A 15,463-nucleotide genomic window follows, 5' to 3' on the forward strand; every position below is an offset into this window, starting at 1 on the left:
TATCCCTCGAGGCGCCCGATGACGCGATCGGGCGTTTTAGCTTCTGTGTAACCGTTCAGGCCGCCTTCGCGGGGCTTGTCCGCGAAGGCGTCTTCAGTCGCGCTAATGCCCCAATGTACCTTTCACGGTCCGTTTCTTCCAAATCATCACTGGCACCTTCCCCGGAGATAGCACAAAGGCCCACCACAGGGGCCATACCGGCTGTTTTGCCGGGGAGAAGAAGTGGGGCGCAACCCTTTTTAGATACAGTCCTGCCCTCGGCTATACTCCGCAGCATTTGAAATGCCCCACCCCGAGGACTGACTGTGAAGAACTGGACGTTGCGCCAACGCATTTTGGCGAGCTTTGCGGTGATTATCGCCATCATGCTGTTGATGGTGGTGCTGTCCTACTCGCGGTTGCTGAAGATCGAGGCCAGTGAGAACAGCGTGCGCGACGATGCCATCCCCGGCGTCTATTACAGCTCGATGATTCGCGGCGCATGGGTCGACAGTTATTTGCAGACCCAAAAACTGCTCGGCCTCAAGGAAGGCCAGGGCGTTTCCAGTGAAGACGCTGCCGACTACAAGGCGTTCGAGGCGCGTCTGCAAGAACATATGGCCAGCTATCGCAAGACCATGGCCACCGATGAAGACCGTTCCGAATTCGCCCTGTTCGAGAAGTACCACGATACCTACATGCAGATTCAGGATGCCGTGCTGGACCTGCACAAGCGCAATCTGGAAGCCGATGCCATCAAGCTGTTCAACGAGAAGCTGACCCCGGCGTGGTACACCGGACGCATGAAGCTCAACGACATCATTGGCGAGAACAAAGTTGTTGCCGATACCGCCATGGCCAACATCGACGACGCGGTGGCAACGGCCAAAGTCAGCATGGTCATTTCCCTGCTGGTTGCGGTGCTGGCCGCCGGCCTCTGCGGTCTGCTGTTGATGCGCGCAATCATGGCGCCGATGAATCGCATCGTGACCATCCTCGACATCATGCGCACCGGCGATCTGAGTTCGCGCCTGAACCTTGATCGCAAGGACGAGTTCGGCGCGGTCGAAACCGGCTTCAACGACATGATGACCGAGCTGACGTCGCTGGTATCCCAGGCCCAGCGCTCCTCGGTGCAGGTGACCACCTCGGTGACCGAGATCGCCGCCACGTCCAAGCAGCAACAAGCCACCGCCACCGAAACCGCAGCGACCACCACCGAAATCGGCGCAACCTCTCGCGAAATCGCCGCGACCTCGCGGGATCTGGTGCGCACCATGACCGAAGTGTCCACCGCTGCCGATCAGGCCTCGGTGCTCGCCGGCTCCGGCCAGCAAGGCCTGGCGCGCATGGAAGACACCATGCACTCGGTCATGGGCGCGGCGGATCTGGTCAACGCCAAACTGGCGATCCTCAACGAGAAGGCCGGCAACATCAATCAGGTGGTGGTGACCATCGTCAAGGTGGCCGACCAGACCAACCTGCTGTCGCTCAACGCAGCGATCGAAGCCGAGAAGGCCGGCGAGTACGGTCGCGGTTTTGCCGTGGTCGCCACCGAAGTCCGGCGTCTGGCCGATCAGACCGCCGTGGCCACTTACGACATCGAACAGATGGTTCGCGAGATCCAGTCGGCGGTGTCGGCCGGGGTGATGGGCATGGACAAGTTTTCCGAAGAAGTACGCCGGGGCATGTCGGAAGTGCAGCAGGTCGGCGAGCAGTTGTCGCAGATCATCCATCAAGTGCAAGCGCTGGCGCCTCGGGTGTTGATGGTCAACGAGGGCATGCAGGCCCAGGCCACCGGCGCCGAGCAGATCAACCATGCGCTGGTGCAGTTGGGCGATGCCAGCAGCCAGACCGTCGAATCGCTGCGTCAGGCCAGTTTCGCCATCGACGAACTGAGCCAGGTGGCCGTCGGCCTGCGCAGCGGCGTTTCGCGATTCAAAGTCTGATGAGCGAAATCATCGCCAAACGTGGCGCTGCGCCAGTGGCGAAGCAAGCGCTGTTTCTGCTGTTTCGCATCGGCAGCGAACGCTACGCCCTGCGTGCCACCGAAGTGGCCGAAGTGCTGCCGCGCCTGCCGCTGAAACCGATTGCCCGGGCACCGCATTGGGTGGCCGGGGTGTTCGCCTATCGCGGGGCGGTGGTGCCGGTGATTGATCTCAGCGCGCTGACGTTTGGGCAGCCCGCCGAGGCGCGGACCAGCACGCGCCTGGTGCTGGTCAATTATCAGCCGGATCCAGCGCAAGCAGCGCAATGGCTCGGGCTGATTCTCGAGCAGGCCACCGACACGCTGCGCTGCCATTCGCAAGATTTCCAGCCTTACGGCCTCGACAACCGCGAGGCGCCGTACCTCGGTCCGGTGCGCGAAGATGCGCAGGGATTGCTGCAATGGGTGCGGGTCAATGACTTGCTCGATGACGCCGTGCGCAGTGTGCTGTTCCCCGACCCGCCGCGTGATCCGGCGCAGTTAGAGGCGCAGCCATGAGTGGTGATCAGCGCTTTTTCGATTTTCTCAAAGAACGCATTGGCCTTGATGTCGCGTCGGTGGGCGCGGCGATCATCGAGCGTGCCGTACGCCAGCGCACCACGTTGTCCCAGGCTGCCCATGCCGACGAATATTGGCAGCTGTTGCAAGGCTCGCGGGATGAACAGCAGGCGCTGATCGAAGCGGTGATCGTCCCGGAGACGTGGTTTTTCCGCTACCCGGAATCCTTCGCGACGCTGGGCAAACTGGCGCGAGGTCGGCTTAAAGAACTCAATAATATGCGCGCGCTGCGCATCCTCAGCCTGCCGTGCTCTACCGGCGAAGAACCCTACTCGATTGCCATGGCCTTGCTTGATGCCGGATTGCAGCCGCATCAATTCAAGGTCGACGGCATGGACATCAGTCCGCTGTCGGTGGAAAAGGCGCGGCGTGCGTTGTATGGCAGGAATTCGTTTCGCGGTCAGGATCTGGAATTCCGCGAACGACACTTTTTTGCCGAGCAGGACGGCCACCGGGTCAACGAATACGTTCGCGAACAGGTGCGCTGGCAAGTCGGCAATGTCCTCGATCCGACGCTGTTGGCGAGCGAGCCTGCCTTCGATTTCGTGTTCTGCCGCAACCTGCTGATCTACTTCGACCAGCCGACGCAAAAGCAGGTGTTCGAAGTGCTCAAGCGCCTGACTCATGTCGACGGCGTGCTGTTTATCGGCCCGGCGGAGGGCAGTCTGCTCGGGCGTTTGGGCATGCGTTCGATCGGCATCCCGCAGTCGTTCGCTTTCAGCCGTCACAGCGAGCCGCACCCCGAACCGTTGCCAACGCCCAAACCAGTCGCCGTGCCGGTCAGCCAACCACTGCGCAGCGCGGCGTCGCCAGCGCCAGTGCGCAATCGGCCGTTCGCTGCCGTGACGCCTTTGCCGGTGACGAAAAAAACTGCCAATCCCGACGCCGCGACATTGTTGGCGCAGATTGCCGCACTGGCCAACGAAGGCAAAAGCGCCGAGGCCCGTGCCGCATGCGAAGACTATCTGCGCAGCCATGAACCGGTGGCGCAGGTGTTCTATTGGCTCGGCCTGCTCAGCGATGTCGCCGGCCTGAGCCTCGAGGCCCAGAGTTTCTATCGCAAGGCCTTGTACCTCGAACCGCAACATCCCGAAGCGCTGATGCACCTGGCCGCGTTGCTGCAGGCTCAGGGCGACACGGCGGGTGCCCGACGATTGCAGGAGCGCGCCGCCCGCAGCGGGCGCACCGCCGACAGTGAGCGTAAACGATGAGCGCGTCCGACACCTTGAACGTTACCCACGAAGACGCCCGCGCCATCGACGATTGCTGGAACCGCATCGGCATTCATGGCGACAAGTCCTGCCCGCTGCTGGAAGAGCACATCCATTGCCGCAACTGCTCGGTATATTCCGCCGCAGCCACGCGCCTGCTCGACCGCTATTCGTTGCAGCAGGACCAGCGCGAAGCGGTGGTCAGCAAAGTCGAAACCGATGTCAAAACCCGCTCGCTGCTGATGTTCCGCCTCGGCGAGGAATGGCTCGGCCTGGCCACGCGCACGCTTGTCGAAGTTGCGCCGTTGCAGGTGATACATTCGCTGCCGCACCAGCGCTCGCGGGCCTTGCTCGGCGTGGCCAATGTCCGTGGCGCGCTGGTCGCGTGCCTGTCGCTGGTGGAACTGCTCGACCTCGGCGCCAGCGTCGCGCCGGCGGGCGGCGGGCGAGTCATGCCGCGCATGCTGATCATCGCCGCCCATGGCGGGCCGGTAGTGGTGCCGGTGGATGAAGTTGACGGTATTCATGCCATCGACGAACGCATCCTCGATGCCGCATCGCAGTCCGGTGCGCAAGCCAGTGCCAAATACACCCGTGGCGTTCTGCAATATCGCGGTCGCAGCCTGCGCTGGCTGGACGAAGAACAGCTGTTGTCCGCCGTGACCCGGAGCCTGACATGACCCCCGAGCAAATGCGCGATGCCTCCCTGCTCGAGCTGTTCAGCCTCGAAGCCGAGGCCCAGACCCAAGTGCTCAGCGCCGGGCTGCTGGCGCTGGAGCGCAATCCGACCCAGGCCGATCAGTTGGAGTCGTGCATGCGCGCGGCGCACTCGCTCAAAGGTGCGGCGCGCATTGTTGGTATCGACAGCGGCGTCAGCGTCGCCCACGTCATGGAAGATTGCCTGGTCAGCGCCCAGGAAGGGCGTTTGTTGCTGCGTCCCGAGCACATCGACGCGTTGTTGCAGGGCACCGACCTGCTGATGCGCATCGCCACGCCGGCCAACGCGCCGCGACCTGCGGACATTGAGGCCTACGTGACGCTGATGGGGCGTTTGCTCGATCCGTCGGCGCCAGCCGCTGTGGTTGCCACGCCGCCGATGGCCGAGTTGCAGATCGAGCCCGCGCCAACAGCGACAGCGCCGATCATGGACGAGCCCGCCGAGCCGACCCCGCGTAAAAACAAACGCACCACCGAGGGCGGCGAGCGCGTCTTGCGCGTCACCGCCGAGCGCCTGAACAGCCTGCTCGATCTATCGAGCAAATCGCTGGTGGAAACCCAGCGTCTCAAGCCGCATCTGGCGACCATGCAGCGTCTCAAGCGCATGCAGAACAACGGTCTGCGCGCGCTGGAAAATCTCAATGTGCACCTGAAGGAGCATGCGCTGAGCCTGGAAGCGCTCGAGTCGCTGGAAGATGCGCGACGTTTGCTCGCCGAGTCGCAGCAACTACTCAGCGAGAAAAACGCCGAACTCGACGAATTCGCCTGGCACGCCAGTCAGCGCGCGCAAGTGCTCTATGACACCGCGCTGGCCTGTCGCATGCGCCCGTTCGCCGATGTGTTGAGCGGGCAGGCGCGCATGGTTCGCGACCTCGGGCGCAGCCTTGGCAAACAAGTGCGCCTGGAGATCGAAGGCGAGAAAACCCAGGTCGACCGCGATGTGCTGGAAAAGCTCGAAGCACCGCTGACTCATCTGCTGCGCAACGCCGTTGATCACGGCATCGAAACCCCGGAACAACGCCTGCTCAAGGGCAAGCCGGAAGAGGGCCTGATCCGCCTGCGCGCCTCCCATCAAGCCGGTTTGCTGGTGCTGGAATTGAGCGATGACGGCAATGGCGTCGATCTGGAAAAAGTCCGCCGCAGCATCGTCGAACGGCAGTTATCCCCAGCCGAAACCGCAGCGCAATTGAGCGACGAAGAACTGCTGACGTTCTTGTTTCTGCCGGGATTCAGCCTGCGCGACAAGGTTACCGAAGTGTCCGGGCGTGGCGTTGGCCTGGACGCTGTTCAGCACATGGTCCGCCAATTGCGTGGGGCTGTGGTGCTGGAGCAGACGGCGAGCGAGGGCAGCCGTTTCCATCTGGAGGTGCCGTTGACGCTTTCGGTGGTGCGCAGTCTGGTGGTGGAAGTCGGTGAAGAGGCCTATGCGTTCCCGCTGGCGCACATCGAACGCATGTGCGATCTGGCTCCCGAAGACATCGTGCAGGTCGAGGGGCGTCAGCATTTCTGGCATGAAGGCCAGCACGTCGGGCTGGTCGCGGCCAGCCAGTTGCTCAATCGCCCGGCCAGTCAGAATGATGGCGCTACCCTGAAAGTCGTGGTGATCCGCGAGCGCGAGGCGATTTACGGGGTGGCGGTCGAGCGCTTCGTGGGTGAGCGCACGCTGGTGGTGTTGCCGCTGGACGAGCGTCTGGGCAAGGTTCAGGACATCTCCGCCGGGGCCTTGCTCGATGACGGCTCGGTGGTGCTGATCGTCGATGTCGAAGACATGCTGCGTTCGGTGGACAAACTGCTCAATACCGGGCGTCTGGAGCGCATTGCCCGCCACGGCAATCAAGCTGCCGAAGCGGCGCGCAAACGAGTCTTGGTGGTCGACGATTCGCTGACCGTGCGCGAGCTGCAACGCAAACTGCTGCTAAATCGTGGCTATGACGTCGCGGTGGCAGTGGACGGCATGGATGGCTGGAATGCGCTGCGTTCGGAGAACTTCGATCTGCTGATCACCGACATCGACATGCCGCGCATGGACGGCATCGAGCTGGTCACCCTGCTGCGCCGCGACAACCGTCTGCAATCGCTGCCGGTGATGGTCGTATCGTACAAGGATCGCGAAGAAGACCGCCGCCGTGGACTGGATGCCGGCGCCGACTATTATCTAGCCAAAGCCAGTTTTCATGACGACGCCCTGCTCGATGCAGTGGTCGAGCTCATCGGAGGAGCGCGGGCATGAGGATCGCAATCGTCAACGACATGCCCCTGGCGGTGGAGGCCCTGCGCCGAGCGCTGGCGTTCGAGCCGGCGCATCAGGTGATCTGGGTCGCCAGCAACGGCGCCGAGGCGGTGCAACGCTGCGCCGAGTGCACACCAGACCTGATTCTGATGGATCTGATCATGCCGATCATGGACGGCGTCGAAGCCACGCGGCGGATCATGGCCGAGACGCCGTGCGCGATTGTCATCGTCACCGTGGATCGTCAACAGAACGTGCACCGCGTGTTCGAGGCCATGGGTCACGGCGCACTGGACGTGGTCGACACGCCAGCGATCGGCGCCGGCAATGCCCAGGAAGCGGCGGCGCCGTTGTTGCGCAAGATCCTCAACATCGGCTGGCTGATCGGCGACAAGGCGCCACGTGCGCGCCCGGCGCCGAGTTCGCCGCGCAGTTCGCCGTCACGTCAGCGGCTGGTGGCGATCGGTTCGTCTGCAGGTGGGCCAGCGGCGCTGGAAGTGTTGCTCAAAGGCCTGCCGAAGGATTTTTCCGCCGCGATCGTGCTGGTGCAGCATGTCGATCAGGTGTTCGCCGCCGGCATGGCCGAATGGCTGGCCAGTGCCAGCGGCCTCGATGTGCGTCTGGCCCGTGAAGGCGAGCCGCCGCAAAGTGGCGCGGTGCTGCTGGCCGGGACCAATCACCATATTCGCCTGTTGAAAAACGGCACGCTGGCCTACACCGCCGAACCGGTCAACGAGATCTATCGCCCCTCGATCGACGTGTTTTTCGAGAGTGTCGCCAGTTACTGGAACGGTGACGCCGTCGGGGTTTTATTGACCGGGATGGGGCGCGATGGCGCGCAAGGGCTTAAGCTCATGCGCCAGCAGGGTTATTTGACCATTGCGCAGGATCAGCACAGCAGTGCGGTGTACGGCATGCCCAAGGCTGCCGCGGCGATCGATGCCGCGGTGGAAATCCGTCCGCTGGAAAAGATAGCGCCACGATTGCTGGAGATTTTCCCCAAATGAACAGGTTGATCGGCAATCCAGGCTCCCGCAGTACTCAGGTGACCGCTCATGAATGATTTACAGATCGACGACATTAAAACCGACGAGAACGCTGCCATGGTGTTGTTGGTGGATGATCAGGCGATGATCGGCGAAGCGGTGCGCCGTGGGCTGTCGAATCAGGAAAACATCGACTTCCACTTCTGCTCCGACCCGCAGCAGGCCATCGCCCAGGCGGTGCGGATCAAGCCGACGGTGATCCTCCAGGACCTGGTGATGCCCGGCCTCGATGGCCTGAGCCTGGTGCGCGAATACCGCAATCACCCGGCGACCAAGGACATCCCGATCATCGTCCTCTCGACCAAGGAAGACCCGCTGATCAAGAGCGCGGCGTTTTCCGCGGGCGCCAACGATTATCTGGTGAAACTGCCGGATACCATCGAACTGGTCGCGCGGATCCGCTACCACTCGCGTTCCTACATGACATTGCTCCAGCGCGACGCGGCGTACCGAGCGTTGCGGGTCAGCCAGCAGCAATTGCTCGACACCAATCTGGTGCTGCAACGGCTGATGAACTCCGATGGCCTGACCGGGCTGTCTAACCGCCGTCACTTCGACGAGTACCTGGAACTGGAGTGGCGCCGTTCGCTGCGCGATCAGACGCAGCTGTCATTGCTGATGATCGACGTCGATTACTTCAAGTCGTACAACGACAGTTTCGGCCACGTGGAAGGCGATGAAGCGTTGCGCAAGGTTGCTGCAGCCATCCGTGACGCCAGCGCGCGACCGTCGGATCTGCCGGCGCGTTATGGCGGCGAGGAGTTTGTGCTGGTGCTGCCGAACACCTCGCCGGGCGGCGCGCGGCTGTTGGCCGAGAAGCTGCGCCAGACTGTGGCGGCGTTGAAGATTCCCCATAACACGCCGACCGAAGGCTCCAGTCTGACCATCAGCATTGGTCTGGCGACCATGGTGCCCCAGGCGGGCAGTGATTGCCGGCTGCTGATTTCGGCGGCGGATCGCGGGTTGTATCTGGCCAAGAACAATGGGCGCAATCAGGTCGGGATCGAATAACTTTCCTGACGATGCAATCCACCTGTGGGAGCGAGCCTGCTCGCGAAAGCGGTTGTGCACTCGACATTGCCGGCGGCTGGCAGGTCGCCTTCGCGAGCAGGCTCGCTCCCACAGGAGATCGCGTCAGGTCAGTGTCGGGTGAATCACCCCCCACACCCGCCAGACGGGCTGCCGCGACAGCCTGTTTACGTTATACTCGCCGGCTTTCAAAAGTTCGCCAACGAGTGCTGCCCGTCATGGAAATCAACCCGATCCTGAACACCATCAAGGACCTGTCCGAGCGCTCCGAAACTATTCGGGGGTATCTTTGACTACGATCAAAAGCATGAGCGTCTGACCGAGGTCAATCGCGAGCTTGAAGATCCGAGTGTCTGGAACAAACCTGAATACGCCCAGGAGCTGGGCCGCGAGCGTGCCGCGCTGGCGCAGATCGTCGACACCCTCGACGAACTGAACGGCGGTCTGGCCGATTGCCGCGACCTGCTGGACATGGCCGTCGAAGAAAACGACGAAGGCGCAGTGGGCGATGTCGTCGCCGAGCTGGCCCGTCTCGAGGAAAATCTGGCCAAGCTGGAATTCCGCCGCATGTTCAGCCATGAAATGGACCCGAACAACGCCTACCTGGACATCCAGGCCGGTTCCGGTGGTACCGAAGCGCAGGACTGGGCCAACATCCTGCTGCGCATGTACCTGCGCTGGGCTGACAAACGCGGTTTCGACGCGACCATCATGGAACTGTCCGCCGGTGAAGTCGCCGGGATCAAGGGCGCGACCGTGCACATCAAGGGCGAATACGCCTTTGGCTGGCTGCGTACCGAGATCGGCGTGCACCGTCTGGTGCGCAAGAGCCCGTTCGACTCCGGCAACCGTCGTCACACCTCGTTCTCCGCGGTTTTCGTCTCGCCAGAGATCGATGACAAGGTGGAAATCGAAATCAACCCGGCAGACCTGCGGATCGACACCTATCGTTCTTCCGGTGCCGGTGGTCAGCACGTAAACACCACCGACTCGGCCGTACGTATCACCCACGTACCGACCAACACCGTGGTCAGCTGCCAGAACGAGCGTTCCCAGCACGCCAACAAGGACACCGCGATGAAAATGCTGCGGGCCAAGTTGTACGAGCAGGAAATGCAGAAGCGCAACGCCGCCTCGCAAGCGCTGGAAGACACCAAGTCGGACATCGGCTGGGGTCACCAGATTCGCTCTTACGTGCTCGATGCGTCGCGGATCAAGGATCTGCGTACCAACATCGAACGCAGCGATTGCGACAAGGTGCTCGACGGCGACATCGACGAGTATCTGGAAGCCAGCCTGAAATCCGGCCTGTAACACCCTCTGTGGGAGCGGGCTCGCCCGCGATCCCCAGCCGAAGGCTGGGGGCAACGAACCTGATGGAATACTTAAAGACATGAGCGACCTACAACTCGACCCGCAAGCCCTGCAACAGGAAGAAAACTCCCTGATCGCCCTGCGCAAGGAAAAGCTTGCTGCCGAGCGCGCCAAGGGCAATGCCTTCCCGAACGACTTCCGCCGCGACAACTACTGCGATGCCTTGCAGAAACAGTACGCGGACAAGACCAAGGAAGAGCTGGCAGAGGCTGCAATCCCGGTCAAGGTTGCCGGTCGCATCATGCTCAACCGTGGCTCGTTCATGGTGATCCAGGACATGACCGGGCGCATTCAGGTCTACATCAACCGCAAGACGCTGTCGGAAGAAACCCTGGCCGCGGTGAAAACCTGGGACATGGGCGACATCATTGCCGCCGAAGGCACCCTGGCGCGTTCCGGCAAGGGCGACCTGTACGTTGAAATGACCAACGTGCGCCTGCTGACCAAGTCGCTGCGTCCGCTGCCGGACAAGCACCACGGCCTGACCGACACCGAACAGCGCTACCGCCAGCGCTACGTTGACCTGATCGTCAACGAAGACGTGCGCCAGACCTTCCGCGTGCGTTCGCAAGTGATCGCGCACATCCGCAGCTTCCTGATGAAGCGCGACTTCCTCGAAGTCGAAACGCCGATGTTGCAGACCATTCCTGGCGGCGCTGCGGCCAAGCCGTTCGAAACCCACCACAACGCGCTGGACCTGCCGATGTTCCTGCGTATCGCCCCTGAGCTGTATCTGAAGCGTCTGGTGGTTGGCGGTTTCGAAAAGGTGTTCGAGATCAACCGCAACTTCCGCAACGAAGGCGTTTCGACTCGCCACAACCCTGAATTCACCATGTTGGAGTTCTATCAGGCGTACGCCGATTACGAAGACAACATGGACCTGACCGAAGAACTGTTCCGCGAGCTGGCGCAACTGGTGCTGGGCAGCACCGACGTGCCGTACGGCGACAAAGTGTTCCACTTCGGCGAGCCATTCGTGCGTCTGTCGGTGTTCGACTCGATCCTCAAGTACAACCCTGAGTTGACTGCCGATGATCTGAACGACATCGACAAGGCTCGCGCCATCGCCAAGAAGGCCGGCGCCAAGGTGCTGGGCTTCGAAGGTCTGGGCAAATTGCAGGTGATGATTTTCGAAGAGCTGGTCGAGCACAAGCTGGAGCAGCCGCACTTCATCACTCAGTACCCGTTCGAAGTGTCGCCGCTGGCCCGTCGCAACGACGAGAACCCGAACGTCACCGACCGCTTCGAGCTGTTCATCGGTGGTCGTGAAATCGCCAACGCCTACTCCGAGTTGAACGACGCCGAAGACCAGGCCGAACGCTTCATGGCGCAGGTGGCCGACAAGGACGCCGGTGACGACGAAGCCATGCACTACGACGCCGACTTCGTCCGTGCGCTGGAGTACGGCATGCCGCCAACCGCCGGCGAAGGTATCGGCATCGATCGTCTGGTGATGTTGCTGACCAACTCGCCGTCGATCCGCGATGTGATTCTGTTCCCGCACATGCGACCGCAAGCGTAAACGTTTCAGTTAAAAAGCCGCCTAAAACAGGCGGCTTTTTATTGCCTGTCTGGTACAAATGTATCAATTGGTTAATTTGGCATTAGTAGAGGAAGTGCTGTCGTGATGGGTGCATTAGCTCAAGAAGGTGCAGCGGGTATCGCCACTGCGGTCGCTGAAAGTGTTCAGTACCAGGGCCGCAAGGCCAGCCGACAGGGCAGTGAGCAGCGTCGCCAGGACATTCTCGACGCCGCGATGCGCATTGTCGTGCGCGACGGCGTGCGTGCCGTGCGCCATCGTGCGGTCGCGGCGGAGGCCGGCGTGCCGCTGTCGGCGACCACGTATTACTTCAAGGACATCGATGACCTGCTCACCGATACCTTCGCCCAATACGTTGAACGCAGCGCGGCGTACATGGCCAAGTTGTGGATCAATAACGAAGGCCTGTTGCGCGAGATGGTGGTCAGCGCCGACGGCAGTCCGGAGTCGCGCTCACAACTGGCCGATGACATTGCGCGATTGATGGCCGATTACGTGCATCGGCAACTGATCAACCGCCGCGAGCACCTGATGGCCGAACAGGCGTTCCGCCAGGAAGCGCTGCTCAACCCGCGTCTGGCGATTCTGGTGCGCTCCCATCAGCAGATTCTGTTGCAGGGCACTTGCCAGTTGTTCCAAGTACTGGGCTCGCGTGAACCGCAGCAGGATGCCAAGGTGTTGACGGCGATTATCGGGCGGATGGAATATCAGGGCCTGCTCAACGACGCCGAGCCATTGGCCGAAGAGGACATGCTCGGAATTCTGACGCGGTATATGCACCTGGTGCTGGCATCGGTCTAGCATTCGACGCTAAACCCTGTGGGAGCGAGCCTGCTCGCGAAAGCGCTCTGATATTCAACATCTGCGTTGTCTGACACAGTGCATTCGCGAGCAGGCTCGCTCCCACAAAGGCCTCAGCGCCTATGATTGGCTACGTCACGTTTTCTACAGGAGTTTCGGGTGGACGATTACCAGCAGACGATACGCATGTTGTCCGATCGCATTGTGCTGGCGCAGACGCCGATCCGCGTGCTCGATGCGGTCAAGTGGGACGACAATGTGCGCAAGGGCTTCCTCAAGGCCAAGGGCAAGGAAATGCCGGCGGTGGATCGCGACTACTACCTCAACCGCCCGCTGTCGTTCGATTCGAGCCAGGTCAAACTGGAATTCCAGAACATCGAGCGCGACATCACCCGCCAGCTCGGCCAGTTCAACCCGGTCGGGCAGATCATGCGCCGCATGTGCAAGGAATACCGCATGGTGGTGCGCATGCTCGAAGCGCGCGGCACCGAGGACTTCGGGCTGATCTCGCAGGAGCTGTACGGCGCGGCGTCCGATGCTTTCCATGCCGGTGACCCGACCCTCGCCGACCTCGGCCTGATGATGTCCGACTACCTGAATAACATCGACGGACGTGGCGACCTCAAGGACGAGCCGAAAATCCTTACCGCGAAAGACGCGGTACACCTGCTGCAGACCCGCCTGAACAAGGTGTTCGGCGAGGCCGAAGAAACCATTCGCGTGTTCGAGTCCGACGGTATCGTCGCCGACGCCGCAGCGGGCGCCGACTACATCAAGATTCGCACCGACGCGCTGTTCAACGACCGCGACGTGCGCGCCCTGGAAGTCCACGAAGGCCTGGTGCATGTCGGCACCACGCTCAACGGTCTGAACCAGCCGATCTGCACGTTCCTGTCCAAAGGCCCGCCCTCGTCGACGGTGACCCAGGAAGGCCTGGCGATCCTGATGGAAATTATCACCTTCGCTTCTTACCCGAGTCGCCTGCGCAAACTGACCAACCGCACCCGTGCGATTCATATGGTCGAGGAGGGCGCCGACTTTTTGCAGATCTACGAATTCTTCCGTGAGCAAGGTTTCGAAATGGCCGAAAGCTACGGCAATGCCAGCCGGGTGTTCCGTGGATCGACGCCGACCGGTCTGCCATTCACCAAAGACTTGTCCTACCTCAAGGGCTTCATCATGGTTTACAACTACATTCAGTTGGCCGTGCGCAAAGGCAAGCTCGAGCAGATTCCGCTGTTGTTCTGTGGCAAGACCACCCTGGAAGACATGCGTACCCTGCGCCAACTGGTGGATGAGGGGCTAGTGGTGCCGCCGAAGTATCTGCCGGATCAGTTCCGTGACTTGAATGCGTTGTCGGCGTGGATGTGTTTCTCCAACTTCCTCAACCATTTGAGCCTGGACCGGATTGAGGCGGACTACTCCAATATCCTTTAACCCCAACCCGTATATCCCCTGTGGGAGCGGGCTTGCTCGCGAAAGCGGTCTGACATTCAAAAAAGGTGTCGACTGACACACCGCCTTCGCGAGCAAGCCCGCTCCCACATTTGATCTGCGTTGGTCTCACGTTTTTGCGAGGTTTCACCGGATGAGAATCCTCGGCATCCTTTGCCTGCTCTTGAACCTTGGCGGTTGCAGTTCGCTGCTGTTCTACCCTGAACCGGGCCAGATCTTCACCCCGGACAAAGCCAAACTCGAATACCGCACCGTCACGCTGGTCACCGCGGATGGCTTGAAACTCAACGCCTGGTGGCTGCCGGCCAAACCTGGGGTCGAGGTCAAAGGCACGGTCCTGCATCTGCACGGCAACGGCGGCAATCTGCCGATGCATCTGGGCGGCAGCTGGTGGTTGCCGAAGAACGGCTATCAGGTCTTGTTGGTCGACTATCGCGGCTACGGTTTGTCCGAGGGCAAGCCGAGCCTGCCGGCGATCTATCAGGACATCGACGCGGCGTTCGCCTGGCTCGACAACGCGCCCGAGGTCAAAGGCAAACCGCTGGTGCTGCTCGGGCAGAGTCTGGGCGGCGCGATGTCGGTGCATTGGCTGGCGCAGCATCCCGAGCGACAAAAACAACTCAAGGCCCTGGTGCTGGATGGCGTGCCGGCCAGTTATCGCAGTGTCGGCCAATTCGCCCTCAGCACTTCGTGGCTGACCTGGCCATTGCAAGTGCCGCTGTCGTGGCTGGTGCCGGACGGCGACAGCGCGATCAACTCGATGGCGCAGCTGACGGGCGTGCCCAAGCTGATTTTCCACAGCATCGACGATCCGCTGGTGCCGATGGCCAACGGCATTCGCCTGTATCAGGCAGCGCCGCCGCCGCGCGTGTTGCAGCTGACCCGTGGCGGTCATGTGCAGACCTTCGGCGATCCGGTGTGGCGGCAGGTCATGCTGCGCTATCTCGACGATCCGGAACACTTCGACGGCCTGCGCCGCCTCGGCGAAATCCCCAACTATCCGCCGCCCCCGAATTCTGCAGATGAGAACCCGCAATGACTGAAGAACGTAATGCCATCCCGCTGATCATCACCGGTATCTGCAGCATCCTCGGCACCGTCGGGGCGCTGTGGTACTACGGCTACCTGCACTTTGCCAAGCCGGAGGATGCGCTGCTGCTCAATGAATTCACCATGCTCAAGACCGTGCCCGGCGAAGACTACAAAGTCTCGCTGACCCCCGCGCCGCAAGTGGCGCAGTGCATTGATGGCGTGCTGGTGTTGTTTGATACCGAGCAGAAAGGGTTGACCGGGGTGTTGGTCAATGCGCAGAAGAAAGCGGTGCGTTGCATGGGTGAAGAGACCCCGCAGAAGCTTGAGCAGTAACCCCATCAAATGTGGGAGCGAGCCTGCTCGCGAATACGGTTTCACCTTCAACATTGATGTGTATGACACTCCGCTTTCGCGAGCAGGCTCGCTCCCACAAGGAATTTCTGGTCGCGCATGAAAAAGCCCCGCCTGATCAAGTCAGGCGGGGCTTTTGCGTTACCAGGTGAA

13 protein-coding genes are annotated in these 15,463 nt (G+C 61.5%); all 13 read left to right on the top strand.

Annotation, left to right across the window (positions count from 1 at the left end):
- Positions 1-305: 305 nt before the first annotated feature.
- The 13 genes from ACZ0AZ_RS14175 to ACZ0AZ_RS14235 all read left to right on the top strand — a co-directional run bounded on the left by ACZ0AZ_RS14175 (position 306) and on the right by ACZ0AZ_RS14235 (position 15,292).
- Positions 306-1,928 carry a methyl-accepting chemotaxis protein gene (locus ACZ0AZ_RS14175; protein WP_133334930.1) on the top strand — a complete coding sequence of 541 codons (1,623 nt, stop codon included), beginning with the start codon at positions 306-308 and terminating at the stop codon, positions 1,926-1,928.
- Positions 1,928-2,464: a chemotaxis protein CheW gene (locus ACZ0AZ_RS14180; protein ID WP_130000187.1), complete on the top strand. Its 537-nt coding sequence runs from the start codon at positions 1,928-1,930 to the stop codon at positions 2,462-2,464. The genes ACZ0AZ_RS14175 and ACZ0AZ_RS14180 overlap by 1 nt, the downstream gene beginning before the upstream one ends.
- Positions 2,461-3,735 carry a CheR family methyltransferase gene (locus ACZ0AZ_RS14185; protein ID WP_130000188.1) on the top strand — a complete coding sequence of 425 codons (1,275 nt, stop codon included), beginning with the start codon at positions 2,461-2,463 and terminating at the stop codon, positions 3,733-3,735. The genes ACZ0AZ_RS14180 and ACZ0AZ_RS14185 overlap by 4 nt, the downstream gene beginning before the upstream one ends.
- Positions 3,732-4,415: a chemotaxis protein CheW gene (locus ACZ0AZ_RS14190; RefSeq protein ID WP_463537580.1), complete on the top strand. Its 684-nt coding sequence runs from the start codon at positions 3,732-3,734 to the stop codon at positions 4,413-4,415. Before ACZ0AZ_RS14185 ends, ACZ0AZ_RS14190 begins: the two co-directional genes overlap by 4 nt.
- Complete coding sequence (locus ACZ0AZ_RS14195) at positions 4,412-6,682, top strand: hybrid sensor histidine kinase/response regulator (RefSeq protein WP_130000190.1); 2,271 nt, start codon at positions 4,412-4,414, stop codon at positions 6,680-6,682. The genes ACZ0AZ_RS14190 and ACZ0AZ_RS14195 overlap by 4 nt, the downstream gene beginning before the upstream one ends.
- Positions 6,679-7,689, top strand: a complete 1,011-nt coding sequence (gene cheB / locus ACZ0AZ_RS14200) for a chemotaxis response regulator protein-glutamate methylesterase (RefSeq protein WP_122505651.1) — start codon at positions 6,679-6,681, stop codon at positions 7,687-7,689. The genes ACZ0AZ_RS14195 and cheB overlap by 4 nt, the downstream gene beginning before the upstream one ends.
- A gap of 48 nt (positions 7,690-7,737) precedes the next feature.
- Positions 7,738-8,739, top strand: a complete 1,002-nt coding sequence (locus ACZ0AZ_RS14205; protein WP_415763538.1) for a response regulator — start codon at positions 7,738-7,740, stop codon at positions 8,737-8,739.
- A gap of 236 nt (positions 8,740-8,975) precedes the next feature.
- A protein-coding gene (gene prfB, locus ACZ0AZ_RS14210; protein WP_099758102.1) for a peptide chain release factor 2 occupies positions 8,976-10,071 on the top strand; the annotation gives its coding sequence in 2 pieces (ribosomal slippage) (positions 8,976-9,047 and positions 9,049-10,071; 1,095 coding nt in all).
- 79 nt (positions 10,072-10,150) lie between these two features.
- On the top strand, positions 10,151-11,653 hold the full coding sequence (gene lysS / locus ACZ0AZ_RS14215) for a lysine--tRNA ligase (protein ID WP_463537581.1): 1,503 nt from the start codon (positions 10,151-10,153) through the stop codon (positions 11,651-11,653).
- 105 nt (positions 11,654-11,758) lie between these two features.
- Positions 11,759-12,472: a TetR/AcrR family transcriptional regulator gene (locus ACZ0AZ_RS14220; RefSeq protein WP_016771505.1), complete on the top strand. Its 714-nt coding sequence runs from the start codon at positions 11,759-11,761 to the stop codon at positions 12,470-12,472.
- A 186-nt stretch (positions 12,473-12,658) separates the two neighbouring features.
- Positions 12,659-13,909, top strand: coding sequence for a flavohemoglobin expression-modulating QEGLA motif protein (locus ACZ0AZ_RS14225; RefSeq protein WP_166554750.1), 1,251 nt, complete (start codon positions 12,659-12,661; stop codon positions 13,907-13,909).
- Between the two features lie 151 nt (positions 13,910-14,060).
- Positions 14,061-14,966 (top strand): alpha/beta hydrolase, encoded by a 906-nt coding sequence (locus ACZ0AZ_RS14230; RefSeq protein ID WP_463537582.1) that lies wholly within the window; start codon positions 14,061-14,063, stop codon positions 14,964-14,966.
- Positions 14,963-15,292, top strand: coding sequence for a hypothetical protein (locus ACZ0AZ_RS14235; protein WP_039762415.1), 330 nt, complete (start codon positions 14,963-14,965; stop codon positions 15,290-15,292). Before ACZ0AZ_RS14230 ends, ACZ0AZ_RS14235 begins: the two co-directional genes overlap by 4 nt.
- Positions 15,293-15,463 lie beyond the last annotated feature (171 nt).

This window comes from Pseudomonas sp. AC239, from assembly GCF_979258545.1.

Coding starts and splice junctions, on each gene's coding strand:
- ACZ0AZ_RS14190 (WP_463537580.1), top strand. CDS start 3,732: ATGAGCGCGTCCGACACCTTGAACGTTACCCACGAAGACGCCCGCGCC.
- ACZ0AZ_RS14195 (WP_130000190.1), top strand. CDS start 4,412: ATGACCCCCGAGCAAATGCGCGATGCCTCCCTGCTCGAGCTGTTCAGC.
- ACZ0AZ_RS14205 (WP_415763538.1), top strand. CDS start 7,738: ATGAATGATTTACAGATCGACGACATTAAAACCGACGAGAACGCTGCC.
- ACZ0AZ_RS14180 (WP_130000187.1), top strand. CDS start 1,928: ATGAGCGAAATCATCGCCAAACGTGGCGCTGCGCCAGTGGCGAAGCAA.
- lysS (WP_463537581.1), top strand. CDS start 10,151: ATGAGCGACCTACAACTCGACCCGCAAGCCCTGCAACAGGAAGAAAAC.
- ACZ0AZ_RS14225 (WP_166554750.1), top strand. CDS start 12,659: ATGTTGTCCGATCGCATTGTGCTGGCGCAGACGCCGATCCGCGTGCTC.
- cheB (WP_122505651.1), top strand. CDS start 6,679: ATGAGGATCGCAATCGTCAACGACATGCCCCTGGCGGTGGAGGCCCTG.
- ACZ0AZ_RS14220 (WP_016771505.1), top strand. CDS start 11,759: ATGGGTGCATTAGCTCAAGAAGGTGCAGCGGGTATCGCCACTGCGGTC.
- ACZ0AZ_RS14185 (WP_130000188.1), top strand. CDS start 2,461: ATGAGTGGTGATCAGCGCTTTTTCGATTTTCTCAAAGAACGCATTGGC.
- ACZ0AZ_RS14235 (WP_039762415.1), top strand. CDS start 14,963: ATGACTGAAGAACGTAATGCCATCCCGCTGATCATCACCGGTATCTGC.
- ACZ0AZ_RS14230 (WP_463537582.1), top strand. CDS start 14,061: ATGAGAATCCTCGGCATCCTTTGCCTGCTCTTGAACCTTGGCGGTTGC.